The sequence below is a fragment of the Thermoflexibacter ruber genome (assembly GCF_900113045.1).
GTDB lineage: Bacteria > Bacteroidota > Bacteroidia > Cytophagales > Thermoflexibacteraceae > Thermoflexibacter > Thermoflexibacter ruber.
Genome location: NZ_FONY01000003.1, coordinates 117,342 through 134,555 on the forward strand (window position 1 = coordinate 117,342; position 17,214 = coordinate 134,555).

At 37.1% G+C, this 17,214-nt stretch carries 13 protein-coding genes and 1 pseudogene; 7 read left to right on the top strand and 7 right to left on the bottom strand.

Going from position 1 to position 17,214, the window contains the following annotated elements; genetic code table 11:
• The first annotated feature begins 120 nt into the window (after positions 1-120).
• Together BM141_RS02495 and BM141_RS02500 are read left to right on the top strand one after the other, a co-directional pair.
• Entirely contained in the window at positions 121-468 is a 348-nt protein-coding gene (locus tag BM141_RS02495; RefSeq protein ID WP_091539464.1) for a nucleotidyltransferase domain-containing protein, read from the top strand.
• Between the two features lie 89 nt (positions 469-557).
• Positions 558-854: pseudogene (locus BM141_RS02500) on the top strand (HEPN domain-containing protein); the annotation flags it as partial.
• A gap of 127 nt (positions 855-981) precedes the next feature.
• Here BM141_RS02500 and xylA read toward each other — a convergent pair.
• Entirely contained in the window at positions 982-2,316 is a 1,335-nt protein-coding gene (gene xylA, locus BM141_RS02505) for a xylose isomerase (protein WP_091539470.1), read from the bottom strand.
• Positions 2,317-2,943: 627 nt separating this feature from the next.
• Here xylA and glpK point away from each other — a divergent pair.
• Both glpK and tamL read left to right on the top strand, forming a co-directional pair.
• On the top strand, positions 2,944-4,440 hold the full coding sequence (gene glpK / locus BM141_RS02510; protein WP_091539472.1) for a glycerol kinase GlpK: 1,497 nt from the start codon (positions 2,944-2,946) through the stop codon (positions 4,438-4,440).
• Between the two features lie 31 nt (positions 4,441-4,471).
• Complete coding sequence (gene tamL, locus BM141_RS02515) at positions 4,472-6,907, top strand: translocation and assembly module lipoprotein TamL (protein ID WP_177217240.1); 2,436 nt, start codon at positions 4,472-4,474, stop codon at positions 6,905-6,907.
• A gap of 67 nt (positions 6,908-6,974) precedes the next feature.
• Here the strand turns inward: tamL and BM141_RS02520 are convergent, their stop codons facing one another.
• Complete coding sequence (locus tag BM141_RS02520) at positions 6,975-7,763, bottom strand: LexA family transcriptional regulator (protein WP_091539481.1); 789 nt, start codon at positions 7,761-7,763, stop codon at positions 6,975-6,977.
• Between the two features lie 253 nt (positions 7,764-8,016).
• Here BM141_RS02520 and BM141_RS02525 point away from each other — a divergent pair, with 253 nt between their 5' ends.
• Positions 8,017-8,241: a hypothetical protein gene (locus tag BM141_RS02525; protein WP_091539483.1), complete on the top strand. Its 225-nt coding sequence runs from the start codon at positions 8,017-8,019 to the stop codon at positions 8,239-8,241.
• On the opposite strand, the gene BM141_RS02530 is transcribed toward BM141_RS02525, so the two are convergent.
• A complete protein-coding gene (locus BM141_RS02530) occupies positions 8,238-9,707 on the bottom strand; it encodes a leucyl aminopeptidase (RefSeq protein WP_091539486.1) in 1,470 nt (489 codons plus the stop codon). The genes BM141_RS02525 and BM141_RS02530 overlap by 4 nt on opposite strands.
• A 95-nt stretch (positions 9,708-9,802) precedes the next feature.
• Positions 9,803-10,279, bottom strand: coding sequence for a cyclic pyranopterin monophosphate synthase MoaC (gene moaC, locus BM141_RS02535; protein WP_091539488.1), 477 nt, complete (start codon positions 10,277-10,279; stop codon positions 9,803-9,805).
• Between the two features lie 153 nt (positions 10,280-10,432).
• Between moaC and murA the strand changes: the two genes are divergently transcribed.
• Complete coding sequence (gene murA / locus BM141_RS02540) at positions 10,433-11,755, top strand: UDP-N-acetylglucosamine 1-carboxyvinyltransferase (RefSeq protein ID WP_091539693.1); 1,323 nt, start codon at positions 10,433-10,435, stop codon at positions 11,753-11,755.
• A gap of 174 nt (positions 11,756-11,929) precedes the next feature.
• Here the strand turns inward: murA and BM141_RS02545 are convergent, their stop codons facing one another.
• Both BM141_RS02545 and BM141_RS02550 read right to left on the bottom strand, forming a co-directional pair.
• Positions 11,930-12,952, bottom strand: coding sequence for a transaldolase family protein (locus tag BM141_RS02545; protein ID WP_091539491.1), 1,023 nt, complete (start codon positions 12,950-12,952; stop codon positions 11,930-11,932).
• A gap of 170 nt (positions 12,953-13,122) precedes the next feature.
• Complete coding sequence (locus tag BM141_RS02550) at positions 13,123-13,803, bottom strand: bifunctional 4-hydroxy-2-oxoglutarate aldolase/2-dehydro-3-deoxy-phosphogluconate aldolase (RefSeq protein WP_091539493.1); 681 nt, start codon at positions 13,801-13,803, stop codon at positions 13,123-13,125.
• 533 nt (positions 13,804-14,336) lie between these two features.
• Between BM141_RS02550 and BM141_RS02555 the strand changes: the two genes are divergently transcribed.
• Positions 14,337-14,942 carry a T9SS type A sorting domain-containing protein gene (locus BM141_RS02555; protein WP_143090771.1) on the top strand — a complete coding sequence of 202 codons (606 nt, stop codon included), beginning with the start codon at positions 14,337-14,339 and terminating at the stop codon, positions 14,940-14,942.
• A 154-nt stretch (positions 14,943-15,096) separates the two neighbouring features.
• Here the strand turns inward: BM141_RS02555 and BM141_RS02560 are convergent, their stop codons facing one another.
• Entirely contained in the window at positions 15,097-17,028 is a 1,932-nt protein-coding gene (locus BM141_RS02560; RefSeq protein ID WP_091539500.1) for a DUF3667 domain-containing protein, read from the bottom strand.
• Positions 17,029-17,214 lie beyond the last annotated feature (186 nt).

A 17,214-nucleotide genomic window follows, 5' to 3' on the forward strand; every position in this document is an offset into this window, starting at 1 on the left:
TTATAAGTTTCTCTGATGCTAATATGGATTCATGCCTGATAGGCTTACAAAATTATCAGGTGTAAAATGTTTTTAATGCTTTTTTGCTATTTTTGTCTAAAATAAGTGGTAAAAAATACTATGGATACAGCCACAAGAGAATACCTACTTGCCAAAAAAGAAAAAGTAAGTAAACAATTTAAAAAGGTTATGCAAGAACTGTATGGGGAAAGATTGGCAAAAGTCATCTTATATGGCTCTTATGCCCGTGGCGACTTCCATGAAGAGTCGGACATAGACTTTTTGGTGGTGTTGAATGATGAATCAATAAATACATTTAGAGAAGTAAAGTTTGTAAATGAGCAAATTAACAAAATAGTCTTAGAATGGAGTATGGCTATCTCTTTTGTTCCTATGAATATAAAAAGATTTGAAAAAGCTAAAACACCATTATTGCATTTTATCAGGAAAGAAGGTAAAATTTTATGAAAGGAGAGGTAGCAAAAATTATGGCTCGTGCAGAAGATTTTTTAGTAGATGCGCAAGAAAACTATAAGATTGAGTGATATTTAGCAGTAGTAAATCGTGCTTATTATGCTATTTTTACCTCTGTTCAGGCATTACTTTTTCATGTTGATATTTTTCCAAAAACACATCAAGGTACGATGATTAAATTTAATGAGTTATTCATAAAAACTAACTTAATAGATTATCAGTACAGTCTTATTATCAATGAAGTATTTGAGGCAAGGCAGAACGCAGATTATGATTTTGAAGCACATATCTCTCCTAAAGAAGCAAAAGAACTGTTAGTAAAAGCGGAATTATTCCTAACAATGACCAAACAATATTTTGAAAATCAAAAAGAGTATTAGATTGCTATTTTCTTATTTTTGGTACAGAAGCTATTACAAGAGGAAAAGAGGGAGGTAAGAGATATAAATAAACCTTGCAAGATTTTTAATCCTTGCAAGGTGTAAAGCATTATTAGAAAATAAACAGCTATCTAATATATTGATTGATTATGTTTTCAAACAATTCTTGCTTGCCGCTAATTGGCTTAGGTTCGTTGGCAATCGCATGGTTTCGCAAGTCTTCTAAGGTCAGTTTTCCTTCCTCGAACTCCTTGCCTTTGCCACTGTCAAAAGAGGCATAGCGTTCCTGTCTCAGCTTTCTATAAGGAGATTTTTCCAAAATATTATGAGCAATCAGCAAAGCTCTTGCAAAAGCGTCCATGCCTCCAATGTGTGCATAGAACAAATCTTCTAAATCTGTGGAGTTTCGGCGGGTCTTAGCATCAAAGTTAATACCTCCGTTTTTAAAGCCGCCTGCTTCCAAGATGATGAGCATTGCCTCTGTAAGTTCAAACAAGTTAGTAGGGAATTGGTCGGTATCCCAGCCGTTTTGCTCATCGCCTCGGTTGGCATCTATGCTATCTAACATTCCTGCATCTGCAGCAACTTGCAATTCGTGGGCAAAGGTATGGTTAGCCAAAGTAGCATGGTTGGTTTCCAAGTTGAGTTTGAAGTCCTTGTCCAATCCATATTCTTTCAAGAAACCAATCACCGTAGCGGCATCATAGTCGTATTGGTGTTTGGTAGGTTCACAAGGTTTAGGCTCTACTAAAAATGTACCTGTGAAGCCATTTTTTCTGCCGTAGTCCCGTGCCATTTGCAAGAAGCGTCCCAAATGCTCTATTTCTCGCTTCATATTGGTATTGAGCAAAGACAAGTAGCCTTCTCTGCCTCCCCAAAATACATAACACGTCCCGCCTAATTCTACGGTAATGTCAATCATGTTTTTCACTTGCGCTCCTGCATAGGCTAATACATTGAAATCAGGATTGGTCGCCGCACCATTCATGTAGCGGGGGTGTGAGAATAAGTTAGCAGTTCCCCAAAGTAGTTTTACACCAGAGGCTTCTTGCTTTTCTTTGGCGTAATCTGTCATAATTCTCATTCTACGCTCCAATTCTAAGTAGCTTCCTCCTTCCTCTACCACATCTACATCGTGAAAGCAATAAAAAGGAATCCCCATTTTAGAAGCAAACTCAAAAGCGGCATCCATGCGGTCTTTGGCAAGTTCTACTGGGTCAGCCTTTACCGCCCACGGAAAGTTTTTTGTACCTACTCCAAAAGGGTCTGCTCCTGTGCCACAGAAAGAGTGCCAGTAGGCTACGGCAAAGCGCAAATGCTCTTTCATGGTTTTACCACCTACTACCTTGTTCTCGTCATAGTATTTGAATGCCAAAGGGTTGTCAGATTCTGCACCTTCATATTTCACTTTTTCTACGAAAGGGAAATAGACTTTATTTCCCAGAGTTACCTTGATAGCCATAAATTTAATATGTTAAGATTAAATAAATAATATTGTTAAAAAATATTAAACAATCGTTTGCATTGACTTTCTTTTAAAAAGCACTAAAACAAAATGTAGTGCTTTTGCTTCAAAAGGCATCAAAAATGCCTTCTGAACATTTCTCTCCGTAAAAGTAAAAGAAAAAAAATAAGGTGCAAAATTTTATGTTTGAATTTCAAATTAGAAAAGAGGGTAAAGTAATTTTTTACTAAATTATTTAGATATGCACCTGCATTGTTTTAGTTGAATGTGGACTATATTTCTCTAAAATTTTGTATTTTTGATAAAAATTACAATTCTATGCAAAAAGCAACTTTTAAACAATGTAATTTAGACCTTTTTATTAAATTTATTGTGGGAGATTAAATAGTTTAACTTTTTTATGTGTTCTTTTAATTCTATAGGAATGACCGCTTTGTAGTAAATCATAAGAAACAATTATCAAAGTCTCATGAGGGACATAACTAATGGATTATCAATTTTATGTGCCGTCCCTAATGGGACTTTGATAAACCTATTTGATTACTATTCACTACAAAGCTGTCGTGCCTACGGCACTGAATAAAAAAAAACGTTTTAATTTGATTATGTACTTAAAAAGTAAATATGAAATACATTTTAACTCTTGACCAAGGCACAACAAGTTGCAGGACTATCATTTACAATGACTTAGGAAAAACTATTGCTACCTCACAGTCAGAATATACGCAAATCTACCCCCAAGCAGGCTGGGTTGAGCATAATGCAGTAGAAATTTGGAATACCCAACTCCAAACTATCAAAGAGGCTGTCAGCCAAGCCAAGATTAGCTATACTGATATTGCAGCTATAGGCATTACTAACCAAAGAGAAACAACAGTAGTATGGGACAAAGACACAGGACAACCTCTTGGCAATGCAATAGTTTGGCAAGATAGACGCACTGCGGACATTTGCGACCAGCTCAAAGCAGAAAAAGGCATGATAGACTACGTAAGGCAAAATACAGGTCTGGTCATTGATGCTTATTTCTCTGCTACTAAAATCAAATGGATACTCGACCATTACCCTAATGCTCACAAAAAAGCAGAAAAAGGAGAGCTACTATTTGGAACGATAGATACTTGGCTTATCTGGCAACTTACTAAGGGCAAAGAACACGTCACTGACTACTCTAATGCCTCTCGTACCATGCTTTATAATATCGTAAAACTGGATTGGGACGGTAAAATGCTTGACGCACTCAAAATACCTAAAAGTATGTTACCCAAAGTAAAACCCTCCGCAGGATTTTTTGGGAAAACAGATAAAAGTATTTTTGACGGAGTAGAAATACCGATTACGGGGGTAGCAGGCGACCAACAAGCCGCACTTTTTGGGCAGGCTTGTTTCCAAGAAGGTATGGCAAAAAATACCTACGGCACAGGTTGTTTTATGCTGATGAACACTGGAAATCGCTTGTTCAACTCTCAATCAGGCTTAATCAGTACGATTGCATGGGGGATTGATGGGCAAATAGAATATGCCTTAGAAGGTAGTGTTTTCATTGCTGGCTCGGCAGTAAAATGGCTCAGAGATGGTTTAAAAATCATAGAACAAGCCCAAGACTCGGAGTATTTTGCAAAGAAAGTAAAATCTGCCGAGGGAGTATATGTAGTACCTGCCTTTGCTGGCTTAGGCACGCCCTATTGGGATATGTATGCACGTGGAGCGATTTTTGGACTGACTCAAGGTACGACCAAAAATCATCTTATCAGGGCGACTTTGGACTCTTTGGCTTATCAGACCAAAGATGTGCTAATGGCAATGCAAAAAGATACACATATTCAGTTGAAAGCCTTGCGTGTTGATGGCGGAGCTTCTGTCAATAACTTGCTTATGCAGTTCCAATCCGATATTTTAGGAACGGAAGTACAAAGACCTATGGACATAGAAAGCACGGCAAGAGGAGCAGCGTATTTGGCAGGAATAGGCGCAAAAATTTGGACAAAAGAACAAATTGCCGAACTTTGGGATATGGATAGGAGTTTTAAGCCTAAACTCAAACAACATGAAGTCGACAAAATCTACAAAGGCTGGCAGGAAGCAGTAAAACGTAGCATGGGGTGGACCAAAGAAGTGTGAAATTACAAAACTTTTAATCCTTGTTTTGATATTGAAAGCATTTTTATATACCTGTATCACTTTATTCTTGTTCTCTTCCTGTTCAGGTATCAAATACTTGAAAGAAAGAGAATATTTTTTAGAAGCTCAAAGTATTAAGGGCAACAAAGCTGTTCCTACTGAGGAGTTAGAAACATTTTTTAGACAAAAGCCCAATCGTAAACTTCCTTTGCTTGGTGAGCCTTATGTCGTTGCCTATTATTGGGGTAAAAAGAAGTATGACAAAAAAGTAGAGGAGTGGAAAAAAGCGTTAGATAGCTTAGAAAAAGAGTATGCTCGCTTGACTACCCTCAAAGACTCCATAGAGATAGAGCGGGGAGAAATCAGAGATAGGACATTAGAAAAAAAACGAGTCAAAAAGGAAAAGCAAATCAATGAATTAAAAGAAAGAATAGAAAAAGGAAACTGGCTGATGCGTTCTGTGGGAGATGCACCTACTTTTTTTGACAGTACGCTCATGGTCAAAACAGCCTCTCAAATGCAACTTTTTCTCAAACAAAAAGGCTTTTTCAAAGCTAAAGTAAAGCCTTCTTTTGCCGTAAAAAATAAAAGAGCTACTATCACCTATCATGTTGAGGAAAATACACCTAAAACCATTGGTAGGTTTGTTTTAGAAAGCCAAGATACAAGCTTGTTATACTTAGTAAAGCAAGACTCGCTAAATATGCTAATCAAGCAAGGAATGAGATTTGACGAGGGCAAACTCAGCGATGAGCGCGACCGACTAAGTAGAATGTTGCAAAATAAGGGATATATGAGTTTTAGCAAACAGTTTATCTATTTTGATGTAGATACGGTCAATGCTGGAATAGATTCTTTAGATATACGTATGGTCATCTTACCTAACGAACAGGACAGAGGGCATATCCAGTATAAAATTGCAGAAGTCAATATGATTACAGATGTAGGAGTAGAAAGCGAAGAGGGAAACAGGCGTAAGAATATTAGGTCGGAGCGAGAAAAAGAAGAATATAAAGGGATTTATTATCTTGCCTACAAGCATAAGTATTCTAAAAAGTTACTAAACTCAAGAATTAGAATACGACCCCATCAGATTTATACTCGTACAGACATAGAAGATACTCAGCGTGCCTTAGCAAGTTTAGATGTTTTCAAATTTGTAAATGTCAAACCCGACACAATCAACAATCAAGTCATTACTAATATATTTGCCAGCCCTGCTCCTATCAATGATGTGAGCATAGAAACAGGACTGAACATGGTACAAACCTTCCCAGGTCCTTTTATTGGTGTTACATTAAAGAATAGAAATACATTTAATGCTTGCGAAACTTTGGAAATACGAGGTAGATTTTCCTTAGAGGCACAGGCAGGTGTAATAGGCACAGGGCGAGGATACGTCGGGCAGGAGGCAAGCATCAATGCTACGCTCAATTTTCCTAAACTTTTATTTTTTGGAGAAAAATTTAATAATCGCGTAGGTGCATACCTCCCTCGTACTAAATTTTCCTTAGGTTATACAGATATTGACCGACCTGAGTACAGCCGCACTAATTTTAGAACTACACTCACTTATGATTGGACAAACAAGAAAAACTCTACTTTTTCTTTGAATCTTTTTGATATTACCGTAGTCAATACAGAAAGAGTAACCGATGCGTTTGTAAAATATATGCTAAACATTGCCTCTGGAGGCAATACTCTATTGAAAAGTTTTGACCGTCTATTTATTTCTAATATTTCTTTTAATTATACTTATTCTCAAAACAATAACTTTTATCTCAGGGGGTTAGCTGAACTTGGAGGTACTACGCTGAACCTACTGAATAAACAGTTTTTCAAAGAAGGTGAAATATTTGGACTGACAGCTTTTAGGTATGTCAAGTTTAATGCGGAACTTCGCCGTTACGTGCCTTTGCAAAGAAATAATGAGAGCAACTTGGTATTCCGCGCCAATGTAGGTGTAATTACTCCTTATGGAAAAATAGGGGGACAGCCCAATACTATTTTGCCTTATGAAAAATATTTTTTTACAGGAGGAACAAATAGCATCAGAGCATGGCGACCCAGACGTTTGGGACCGGGTAGTTTTGCTCAAATTAATGATAATGGTGAACTCTCAGATGCCATAGAGCAACCGGGCGAGCTACTACTGGAAATGAATATGGAATGGAGAAAAAAGTTATTTGGTTTTGTGCATGGGGCTTTCTTCGTAGATGCAGGCAATACGTGGATGATTACACAAAACTCACGGCAAGGTTCTCAATTCTTGTTACAAAATTTTTGGCGTGAGATTGCTGTCGGTACGGGACTTGGTTTGCGATTTGATTTTTCTTTAGTGATTATGCGCTTTGATTTTGGCATCAAAGTCTGGAATCCTGCCCTGCCCCTCAATCAAAGGTTTGTACTTACCCAATGGACTCCCAAAGAAACTACCTTTAACTTAGGAATCGGGTATCCTTTTTAGAGTGAGTTCCATTCATAGCAAAAAAGCCTATAAGGTCTGTTGCCTTATAGGTCTAAGTGCTTTTTATCTAACTCTTCATTTCTATTCGGTCTAAACGAGCCTCCAAAGAAGTCAATTTGGACAAAATATCGCTACCACTTTCGTTTTCCAACCATGAAGATAGTTTCCAAGTTACTTTCCAAATTTCCAAAATCTCATCATGTCGGAGATTAAAAGCAGGGTGTCTTTGGAAATTATCAGAAAGACAAGTAATGTAATTAGGATTTTCTTTGTTAGCAATACGCTTGATTTGCAAGCCATTAGGCTCAGAAGCGATTACGCATATATCTCCATTTTTGAGATAATCCCACTCTGTTCTATCACAGCGATAGCAAAAAACATAGTCCCCATCATGCAAAGTAGGCATCATACTATCCCCACTTACTTGGAGGGCATAATATTGCTTACCACTGAGCAAAGAGGAAGGTAGCTGTACAGCATCTAACTGCTCAAAATACTCTTGTGATTGATAGCCACTCAAAAAATTAGCCGCTGCACGGCGGTTTATCAGAGGTATCGTTTTGTTGCCCGCTAAGTCTTGGGTAGTTACTATCCATCTTTCTTGTGGCGTTTTGTTGCTTTCGCTTTTGAGCATCTCTCCTCTGCCTGTAAGTAGCCAATCTACGTTTACATCAGGATAATAATTAGCAATTTTGTTAAGTACCTCAAACCCGGGTTTGCTTTGTTGTTTTCCTTTTGTATAATTATTGATAACCGCAGGTTTTACGCCCAAAGAATCTGCGAATCTTTTTTCATTGCCATCTGCGAAATAGTCTATAATCGCAGTAAGCCTTTGACTAACAACATTTTGATTCATATATCTTATCTTTTTTTATATTAAAAATGTTGAATTCCTATCTTTAAAGAAGTCAAAAATAAAAATTAATTTAATATGAAAATATTTATTGAATTACGCTTGCTTTTATCAATTAATATTTATTAACTTTGTTACAGCAAAATAAATTAATATTTATTTATTTTCCAAATATAATTAGCAGAAATTTAAGAAATTAACGAAAGTTTCTTTTTTAATTTTTAAAAATTTATCTTTTTATCAATATTTAATCTCTATGGAAACTTTAAAAAATGATGTATTTTTCCAAAATTTTGTGGAAGAATTAGGAGATAAGCAGGTATTACTTATCAATAAAAATAAAAAAAATATTTTGGTGTGTTATGACTTGTTGGAAGGTATGCAGACAAAAAAGCATTTACCGCAAAGTATAATAACTAAGGAGGTAAATGCTTTAACAGGAGAGTTTTATGCAAAAATAGAGCGTGAAAATATCCTTTAAAACTGACTGAGGAAATTGGTTAAAAGGCGAACTCCGTAGCCTGTGGCACTTCTCGCTGAAGAATAGGGATTGTCTGTAAATGCTACGCCTGCAATATCCAAATGTACCCAAGCAGGGTGTTTATCTATAAATTTTTCTAAGAACTTAGCGGCGGTAACTGCTCCCGCAGGACGTCCTCCTAAATTTTTGACATCTGCCATGTCTGACTTTATCTGCTTGTCGTACTCTTCCCAAAGGGGCAATCTCCAAACTTTTTCTCCTGTCTGCTCTCCTATTTTGCTAAGTTGGATTGCCAATTCATCATTGTTGGTAAACATACCCGCCGCATGATAACCTAAGGCAACCACACATGCCCCAGTCAAGGTCGCTAAGTCTATGATAACATCTGGCTCAAAGTTTTTCTTTATATAAGCCAATCCGTCAGCTAAAATCACTCGCCCTTCTGCATCGGTATCCTCTATCTCTACGCTTAGCCCTGAGTAGGTTTTTATGATGGAACCAGGATAGATGGCTTTCCCACTCAGCATATTGTCAGTAGCAGGAACAACTCCTATCACATGCACAGGCAGGGCTAAGCGTGCCGCCGCCTCTACCGCACCTATGACTGCTGCTGCCCCTGCCATGTCGCACTTCATTTGCCACATTCCTTCTGACGGTTTGATAGAGATGCCTCCTGTATCAAAAGTTACCCCTTTGCCCACTAAGCCTACTTTCTTGGTAGTTTGTTTTTCAGGTTTATACTCCATGATAATAAAAGTAGGAGGTGTATCACTGCCTTGATTAATTGCCAGCAAGCCTCCTAAGCCAATCGCTTTGATTTCTTCTAAGTGTAAAACTTTTACACTAAAATTATATGCTTTCCCTGCCTCCTCAGCAAACTCAGCTAATTTTAATGAATTAAGGATATTGGGAGGAAGATTTACCAAATCAAATACTTTTTGTTGGGTAGAGGCGAGAATCACCCCCCTTTTAATTGCTTGTTGGGTTAAAGAATTTAGATGAGTAGGAAAAACAAAAGACACATTTTGAGGGAACTTAGCAGGCTTTTCTTCTTGCTTAAATTTGGCTATTTGATAAGTGGCTAATTCTGCTCCATTTGCACAAGCCTCTACGGCTGTGGCTACTTCCTGCTCCACTGCCTTTTCTACAACATAGTCAAGGTGTATGATGACCTCTTCGCCTAATTTTTCTTTCTGCTTGTGAAATACAAGTCTGATAGCATTTCTCAAAGTTTCTGTTTTGAAATTGTCTCCTAAACCTAACAGCAAGATTTTTTCACTTAGCCCTGCTTGGCTACCGTAGATAAGTAAGGTTTCCTCATTGCTTGCTTTGAAGTCTTGTGCTACGGCACTTGGCAAGCCAAAATTGGTAGTAAGACTTTCCAAATTTAATACTAAATCCTTTGTAGTCAAAGGAATAATGAGGGTATGCTTTTTATCCGCTTTTTCTATTACTTGAAAGTTCATATTTTTAAATCAATAAAGAATAAAGTATTTTACAAATATAGGCACATTGCAGGAACTTGCTCTTGCTTTTGTGTAATTCTTTTTGCCATAGCGGATTAAGGATTTCTTACAAAATCGCTTTTCCCTCCTTTTTTTTCTAATAATTTGATTTCTTTGATGAGAATATCATGCGAAAAAGCCTTGCACATATCGTAAATCGTCAAAGCCGCAATGCTTGCCCCTGTGAGAGCCTCCATTTCTACTCCTGTTTTAGCCGTGATAGTTGCTGTACAGTGGATAATTACTTCATTTTGAGTACTAACTTGTATAGTAATATGGCAATTTTCCAAGCCTAAACTATGGCAAAGCGGAATCAACTCTCCTGTTTTTTTCGCTCCCATGATGCCTGCGATTATGGCTGTTTGGAAAACACTTCCTTTTTTAGTATGTATATCATTATTAACCAAATGCCGTAAAATATCATCATTCAAAACGACAATAGCTTGTGCTTTGGCTATTCGCTTGGTAGCTTTTTTCTCGCTCACATCTACCATGTTAGGATTACCTGATTCGTCTAAGTGGGAAAAACTCATCTTTGATATTATTTTTTTAACATATTTTTACTTTTATACAAAAATAACTCTTTTCCTCTGATTTTAAGTAATCCTTTTTAATTTTGAATCCGAAAAACGCAATTAATCATTTATTTGTCAGTTTTTAGAAAACAGCAACAAACCAATCAAAAAATGCAAGAATCCAAAAGTAGTATCACTTTTGAGGTAACAGGTGGTACACCCTTAAAAGGAGAAATTACTCCTCAAGGAGCAAAAAATGAGGCTTTACAAATTCTATGTGCCGTTTTACTTACTCCCGAGACAGTAACTATTCATAACATACCCAATATCAGAGATGTGAATAAATTGATAGAACTTTTAACGGACTTGGGGGTAGAAGTCAAAAAAATAAGTGCAGATACTTATAGCTTTACAGCAAAACATGTAAATCTCAATTTTTTAGAAACCCCTGATTTCAAGCAAAAGGCAGCGGCTTTGCGTGGCTCTATTATGATTTTAGGTCCTCTTTTGGCTCGCTTTGGCAAGGCAAAAATGCCCAAACCGGGAGGCGACAAGATAGGACGACGAAGGCTGGATACGCACTTTCTTGGTTTCCAGAGATTAGGGGCAAGGTTTAACTATGATGCCGACGATAATTTTTATGAAATAGATGCCTCTCAGCTACAAGGTTGCTATATCCTTCTGGACGAGGCATCAGTAACAGGAACAGCCAATGTAGTGATGACGGCTGTATTGGCAAAAGGGAAAACAACTATTTATAATGCCGCTTGCGAGCCTTATCTCCAACAACTTTGCCTTATGTTGAACCGCATGGGTGCAAAAATTTCTGGGGTCGGCTCTAATTTGCTACACATAGAAGGGGTAGAGAGTTTAGGAGGAACTGAGCATACGATGTTACCTGATATGATTGAAATAGGTAGTTTTATTGGCATGGCGGCGATGACTGCCTCTGAAATCACGATTAAAAATGCACGCATAGACCAATTAGGTCTGATTCCTACGATTTTCCAACGCTTAGGAATCCAACTGGAGTTTCGCAATGATGACATCTATATTCCTGCTCAGGAGCATTACGAGATTGAAAAGTTCATAGATGGCTCTATTTTGACCATTGCCGATGCCCCTTGGCCTGGATTTACGCCAGACTTGCTTAGCATAGTTTTAGTAACTGCTACCCAAGCCAAAGGCACAGTACTTATTCATCAAAAAATGTTTGAAAGTCGTTTGTTTTTCGTAGATAAACTAATAGACATGGGTGCGCAGATTATTCTTTGCGACCCTCACAGAGCCACGGTCATTGGCTTAGACAGAACCTATCCGCTAAGGGCAATCTCTATGACCTCTCCCGACATTCGCGCAGGGGTTTCTCTGCTGATTGCCGCTATGTCAGCTAATGGCACGAGCATCATTCGCAATGCCGAGCAAATAGATAGAGGTTATCAAGAAATAGATACAAGGTTAAATGCCTTAGGTGCAAAAATTAAAAGGATATAGCTTGAAAGGCGAATTTAATTAGTTCAACTTTTTTGTGCGTTCTTTTAATTCCTACGGCACTGAATAAAAAAACGTTTTAATTTGCTCAATTACTTATAATCCCTCATTTGATTCATAAAACCCACAGCAGTTAGCAATGATTTGCAACTACTGTGGGTTTACACATAATTCCTACTAATAAATGTCCAATCCCACCAAGTCCTGCACATCTATCATGCCTATGGGCTTGCCGTTCTCTGCGACTACGATATTGTCTATTTCTTTCTTTTTAAAAATCTGATGCGCCTCTTGGAGCAGAGCAGAAGGGCTGATGGTAATAGGAAGATTGAATTGGAAGTCAGTGAGTTTCTTTTGCAATACGCTTTCACCCTGCTCTTGCAAGTTTCTTCTCAAATCTCCGTCAGTGAATACGCCAATAAGTTTTTGGTTTTCATCTATTATCGAAACCGCTCCAAATCCATGCTTGCTCATTTCTACCAAAGCGTCTAAAATCGTATCCGACAGGGAAATAGTGGGGTTGGCAGATTTCATTACTTCGCTTACTTTCATAGTCATCAGCTTAGTATGCTCTATGAATTGCTGAGTCCCAAGCGTAGTAAAGTTATTCTCTGTCAAGGCTTTCATCACCTTCCAAGGCACTGTACAAGTATGTACGCCTATATTGATAGCGTTTCTTACATGTTCGGCATGACGTACAGAAGAAAACATGATTTTAGAGTTGTAGCCGTAGTAATTTACTGCTTGTACGCACTGCTCTACCAAAGCAAGGGCATCATGTCCTTGGTCTTGCAAGCGACCGACCAATGGGCAAACGTAAGTTGCACCTGCGGCCATTGCCATATAAGCCTGTTGCAAGGTGTAAACCAAGTGAACATTGACCATCAAACCCTCATCTACTAATTTCTTGCAAGCCGCAACTCCATGCAAAGAAACAGGAATTTTAAATACAGTAGTTTTTGGGTCTAAACCCAAGCCCAACAAGCGATGTGCCTCATTGACAATTTCTTCCACACTTTCTCCTAAGGCTTCTATTTGCAGGATAGGCACCATCTTCGCCAATTTCAAAATCATGCCATCTATATCTGTTACACCTTCTCTGTGCATGAAAGTAGGCGTTGTCGTCAGTCCTGTCAAAAAGCCCAACTTGAATGCTTCCTCGATTTCTTTTATATCTACGGAGTCTAAATAAAGTTCCATGATTGGAGTAATAAATTATGAGTTGTAAGTTATAAGTTATTAAAAATGAATAACTGCTAAATAACCATTGACAATTAGATTTATCAATTAGTCATTATTGCTAAAAGTGCCGCAAAGTTAATGCGTATTTTTGAAAGATTAAATTTTGAAGGTGAAAGTTTTATCTTCCTTTACTTTGTATGCTGTACTCTCCATGCTTGGAGTATGCCGATAGCTGTTTTTACTTTGTCTTCAATAAATTGAAAATCTTTGCGTTGTAATACTTCTTTGGGAAAAAGTTGAGAACCCATGCCCACGCAGCTTACTCCTGCGCCAAACCATTCTTCTATGCTTTCTTGGGTAGGGCTAACTCCTCCTGTTACCATGACATTTGTCCAAGGCATGGGGGCTTTCAAAGCCTTCACAAAAGAAGGTTTAAATACTTCGCCGGGGAATACTTTGACTACTTCAGCTCCTAACTCCTCCGCTTTGGAGATTTCGCTTAGTGTGGCACAACCCGGTATCCATAAAATCTTTCTACGATTGCAAGTATAAGCCGTTTCAGGATGCAAAATAGGAGAAACTACAAAATTTGCTCCTAATTGAATATACAAGGCGGCAGTACTTGCGTCCATTATCGTACCTACCCCCATTATCATTTCAGGAAAGTTTTTTGTTGCATATTTGCTGAGTTCGGCAAAAACCTCATGGGCAAAATCATCTCTGTTAGTAAACTCAAAAATGCGAATTCCCCCTTGGTAACAGGCTTGTAATACGCCTTTACAGACCTCAATATCAGGGTGATAAAAAACAGGAATGATGCCTGTGGCTTCCATTTTTAAAAATACATCAATGCGTCTGAATCGTGCCATATATCTTGGATAATTAGTTTAGTGGAACAAAGGTAGAGAAATAATATCTTTTATTTACAAAATACCTAATTCAGACAACCTTTATTTTACACTTTCGTATAAGGAAATTTAAAAAAAATAATTATTTGTATAACCGTTTTCGCAAATAAAAATAGATATATATTTTTGATCAAAATCGCATAAACGAATATTAATAATATGTTAAATCAGCTTTTTTTATGATTAACTTTTCAAAAAAACTTACATTCTATTGAAAAAATCAAAACCTTTTTATTTAAAATATTGATTTTAAGCGCTTTAATTTTATATATTTTATTTTTAATAGATTTCAATAAAATTTGACAAAATAGAAGGGCAAATTAAATAGCTGTTTTTAAGCAACTTATGTTTTTAAGCTCTACTAAGCCTTACATGACAAAATCTTTACAAGCCTCCCCTCGATTTGCTTTGTATTAGAAAATTTGCAAATTTTGCAACGAAATATTTTAAATATTTCAAAAAATTATTCTTTAACTAAAACTTTTTTAAAAAGAATGAAAACAATCATGACTAAAGCCTTTATGTTAATCGCTGTATTAATGTTAGGCGTAGCAACTTTGGGTTCTGCAAATGGTGCATCTGTAGAAGAAACTGCGGCAGGTGATTTCAAATATGTAACTTATGTAGTGAAGAACAAGCAACAATTTGTATTCGCTTACGCAACTAAAAGCGTTCAAAGAGTATCTCTTGTTATTCGCGACATAGAAGGTAATGAATTACACAGAGATTTCTTCGTAGAAAAAGAAGTAGGTAGAGTGTATGACTTGAGCAAGTACGGTAACGGAACTTATATCTTAGAAGTGAAAACGGGTGATTTTTATGAGAGAAAAGAAATCGTTATCAACGTAGAGCCTTCTTTGGTTACAAGCGTAAATACTTTGGAAAATAAGAAAGTAGCTCTTACTTACAAAAACACTGCGGAATCTCCTGTATATATCTACATCAACAATGTAAACGGGGAAACTGTCTATGAAGAGTCTTCTGATTTGAAAAAATACAATCGCGTGTTTGACCTTGCTAACTTGCCTAATGGAGAATACGTTATCTTAGTAACAAATAACGAGAAAACTATTGGTCAAGTAGTAAAAATTAAGAAGTAAGGATTGGTTCAGGTTTAGTAATAAGGTGTAAAATCGCCTACTAAACAGTACTAACCTGAACCTTCTAATTTTTTTACACTTAATTGGTACTTACTGTCAGTGGAATATGAAAATGAAATTTTCCACTTTGAAAAAAGTCAAATTTCAGCGATGTCTAATTTACTAACTGTAAGCCTAAAAAAGAAGCCGCAATGCTCATCACAGCTATGGCAATAAGCATCAGAAAGCACTTAATAAGTACTAACCACCAAGCCTGTTTGTAGCAAGCAATAGAAGCGTAATAGTACCAACCCAACAGCACAGCTACATACCCCAAAATAACAAAAAAGCGAGAAGAAGTAGGCAAAGCAGTAAAAGCATAACCTTGAATAAATAGTGGAAGCACAAAAAGATTAGTTCCTGCAAGCAAGAAAAACAGCAAAATGGCATACCAAACTCCCTGAGCGCATAAGAAAAGTTGAATAATCAAATGCTCAGTCAGATATAACCTTTTAGTAAAATAAAGCACAAATACCAACAAGGTCAAATAAATAGGTGTACCATAAAATACTCCATAAAGAGCAACCCTACGCTCTATATCAGATTTGCTAACTACCCTTAGCTCATCATCATTGTGCCTAATCAGATTATCAACCGTATTGGTATAGCTAAAGGAACGATAAATACTATCCCTACCTACTTCTGAGTGTACTAACAAGCTAAGTTCTGCTGGGTTGCGTCGGTAACTTTCCCCATAAAGCGAATCTAAAAGATGCAATCTATTCTCAAAAACAGTACGGTCTTTGGCATAATTTGCTTCTATTCTTTTTTTCTCTACTGCCTCACTGTCCTCAAGAATACTAACATCTACCTGCTCCCATGAACCTGTGGCTATACTTACTGCAATAATCCCAATAGTCATAGCTGTCAAAAAATAAGACAAAGGAGGATAGTAAGGTTTTGTCTTCCCATTCAAATAGGCTACAATGGTACGACTTGGACGCAAGGCAAGGTGGACAAAATTTGTTATCAAACCTCTGTCATAAGATAATACAGCCAAAATCTCTCCCCAAATGTAATCAAAAGTAAACCTCCCTTGCTTGCGCTGTCCGCACTGAAGGCAATAGTTAGCATGAGTTTCATGTCCACAATTTGCGCATTTTCCTTCCAAACCAGCTTTGAAACCTTGTTTCGCACATTGCCAACTTACATAAACTCCTGCTACCAAGCCTCCGATAGCTACCAAGCCAATGAAAACCAAGTATATCACGCTTAGGCTTTGAGGAATTTCATTAGTTTTTGCAAGTAATTTATAAGTCCAAGAAACAAAAAGCACTACCCCCAAGCTCAAGCAAATCAGCCAAAGGGTCTGACTAAAAGTATATAGTTGAATAATCAAATGCTCCGTGAAAAGCAAGTTGCTTTTTCGGAAAATAAAAAAAGCTATCAAAGCAAAAAAGAAAGGTAATAGATACAAAATGCCATATTTGATTTTTTCAATATGCGCTTTTTCATCTTCTTTTTTGGACAGCATTTTCAGATTTTCTTGATGTTTTTTGCTGTCCAATAGCCAAAGATGTACTTTTTTGTGCAAGCTATCTCCCAAAGGTTGGGTAACGGCACTGTCCTCGTCCCGCAGACTGTCTAACTGCCTTGTCAGTTCACTGAGTTCTATTTGTTGAAGTTTTCTTTTTTTGTAATAGGCTGATTTTGTATCTTCTATTTCTTTTTCCACTGTTTTTACCTCAAAAACATAGTTTACTTTTTCTGCAAAGTGCTTGCCTATGTACTCCGCTCCAAAGACCAGCAAAAGAATCAAAATGGTAGTAGCCGTTAAAAAATAAGGCAGAGGAGGATAAAAAGTCTTGGTTTTGCCTTTGAGATAGTCGCTAAGGTTCTGGACAGGACGAGAAGTAAGATAGTAAAAGTTGTAGAAAAATCCTTTGTCATAGTTGAGCAGGGCAATCAGCTCGCCTAAAACATACGTAATAGTAAAACGACCTTGTTTGCGTTGCCCACAGTTTTCACAAAAAGCATCATGGGTTTCCCAACCACAATTTTCGCAATGATTGTCCTTTTTTTGAATGATTTGTTTGTTTTTAGCCATCTATCTACTCACTTTTTGACTCTTCCGACTTTTTAAGCATAGCGTAATTCATCAGTACGTTTCATGTGTTATCACATGAAAAGCTAAGTTTTGCACTAAAATTGTTAATGAATCACTTTTTTAAGCAAAACTAATAGAATAGCTGTAAAAATCAAATTTCTAATTTTTAAAGAAAACAAAGCGAAC

Bases quoted from the DNA above. Each gene is read 5' to 3' on its own strand.
- BM141_RS02495 (WP_091539464.1), top strand. From the start codon at position 121: ATGGATACAGCCACAAGAGAATACCTACTTGCCAAAAAAGAAAAAGTA.
- xylA (WP_091539470.1), bottom strand. From the start codon at position 2,316: ATGGCTATCAAGGTAACTCTGGGAAATAAAGTCTATTTCCCTTTCGTA.
- glpK (WP_091539472.1), top strand. From the start codon at position 2,944: ATGAAATACATTTTAACTCTTGACCAAGGCACAACAAGTTGCAGGACT.
- BM141_RS02520 (WP_091539481.1), bottom strand. From the start codon at position 7,763: ATGAATCAAAATGTTGTTAGTCAAAGGCTTACTGCGATTATAGACTAT.
- BM141_RS02525 (WP_091539483.1), top strand. From the start codon at position 8,017: ATGGAAACTTTAAAAAATGATGTATTTTTCCAAAATTTTGTGGAAGAA.
- BM141_RS02530 (WP_091539486.1), bottom strand. From the start codon at position 9,707: ATGAACTTTCAAGTAATAGAAAAAGCGGATAAAAAGCATACCCTCATT.
- moaC (WP_091539488.1), bottom strand. From the start codon at position 10,279: ATGAGTTTTTCCCACTTAGACGAATCAGGTAATCCTAACATGGTAGAT.
- murA (WP_091539693.1), top strand. From the start codon at position 10,433: ATGCAAGAATCCAAAAGTAGTATCACTTTTGAGGTAACAGGTGGTACA.
- BM141_RS02545 (WP_091539491.1), bottom strand. From the start codon at position 12,952: ATGGAACTTTATTTAGACTCCGTAGATATAAAAGAAATCGAGGAAGCA.
- BM141_RS02550 (WP_091539493.1), bottom strand. From the start codon at position 13,803: ATGGCACGATTCAGACGCATTGATGTATTTTTAAAAATGGAAGCCACA.
- BM141_RS02555 (WP_143090771.1), top strand. From the start codon at position 14,337: ATGAAAACAATCATGACTAAAGCCTTTATGTTAATCGCTGTATTAATG.
- BM141_RS02560 (WP_091539500.1), bottom strand. From the start codon at position 17,028: ATGGCTAAAAACAAACAAATCATTCAAAAAAAGGACAATCATTGCGAA.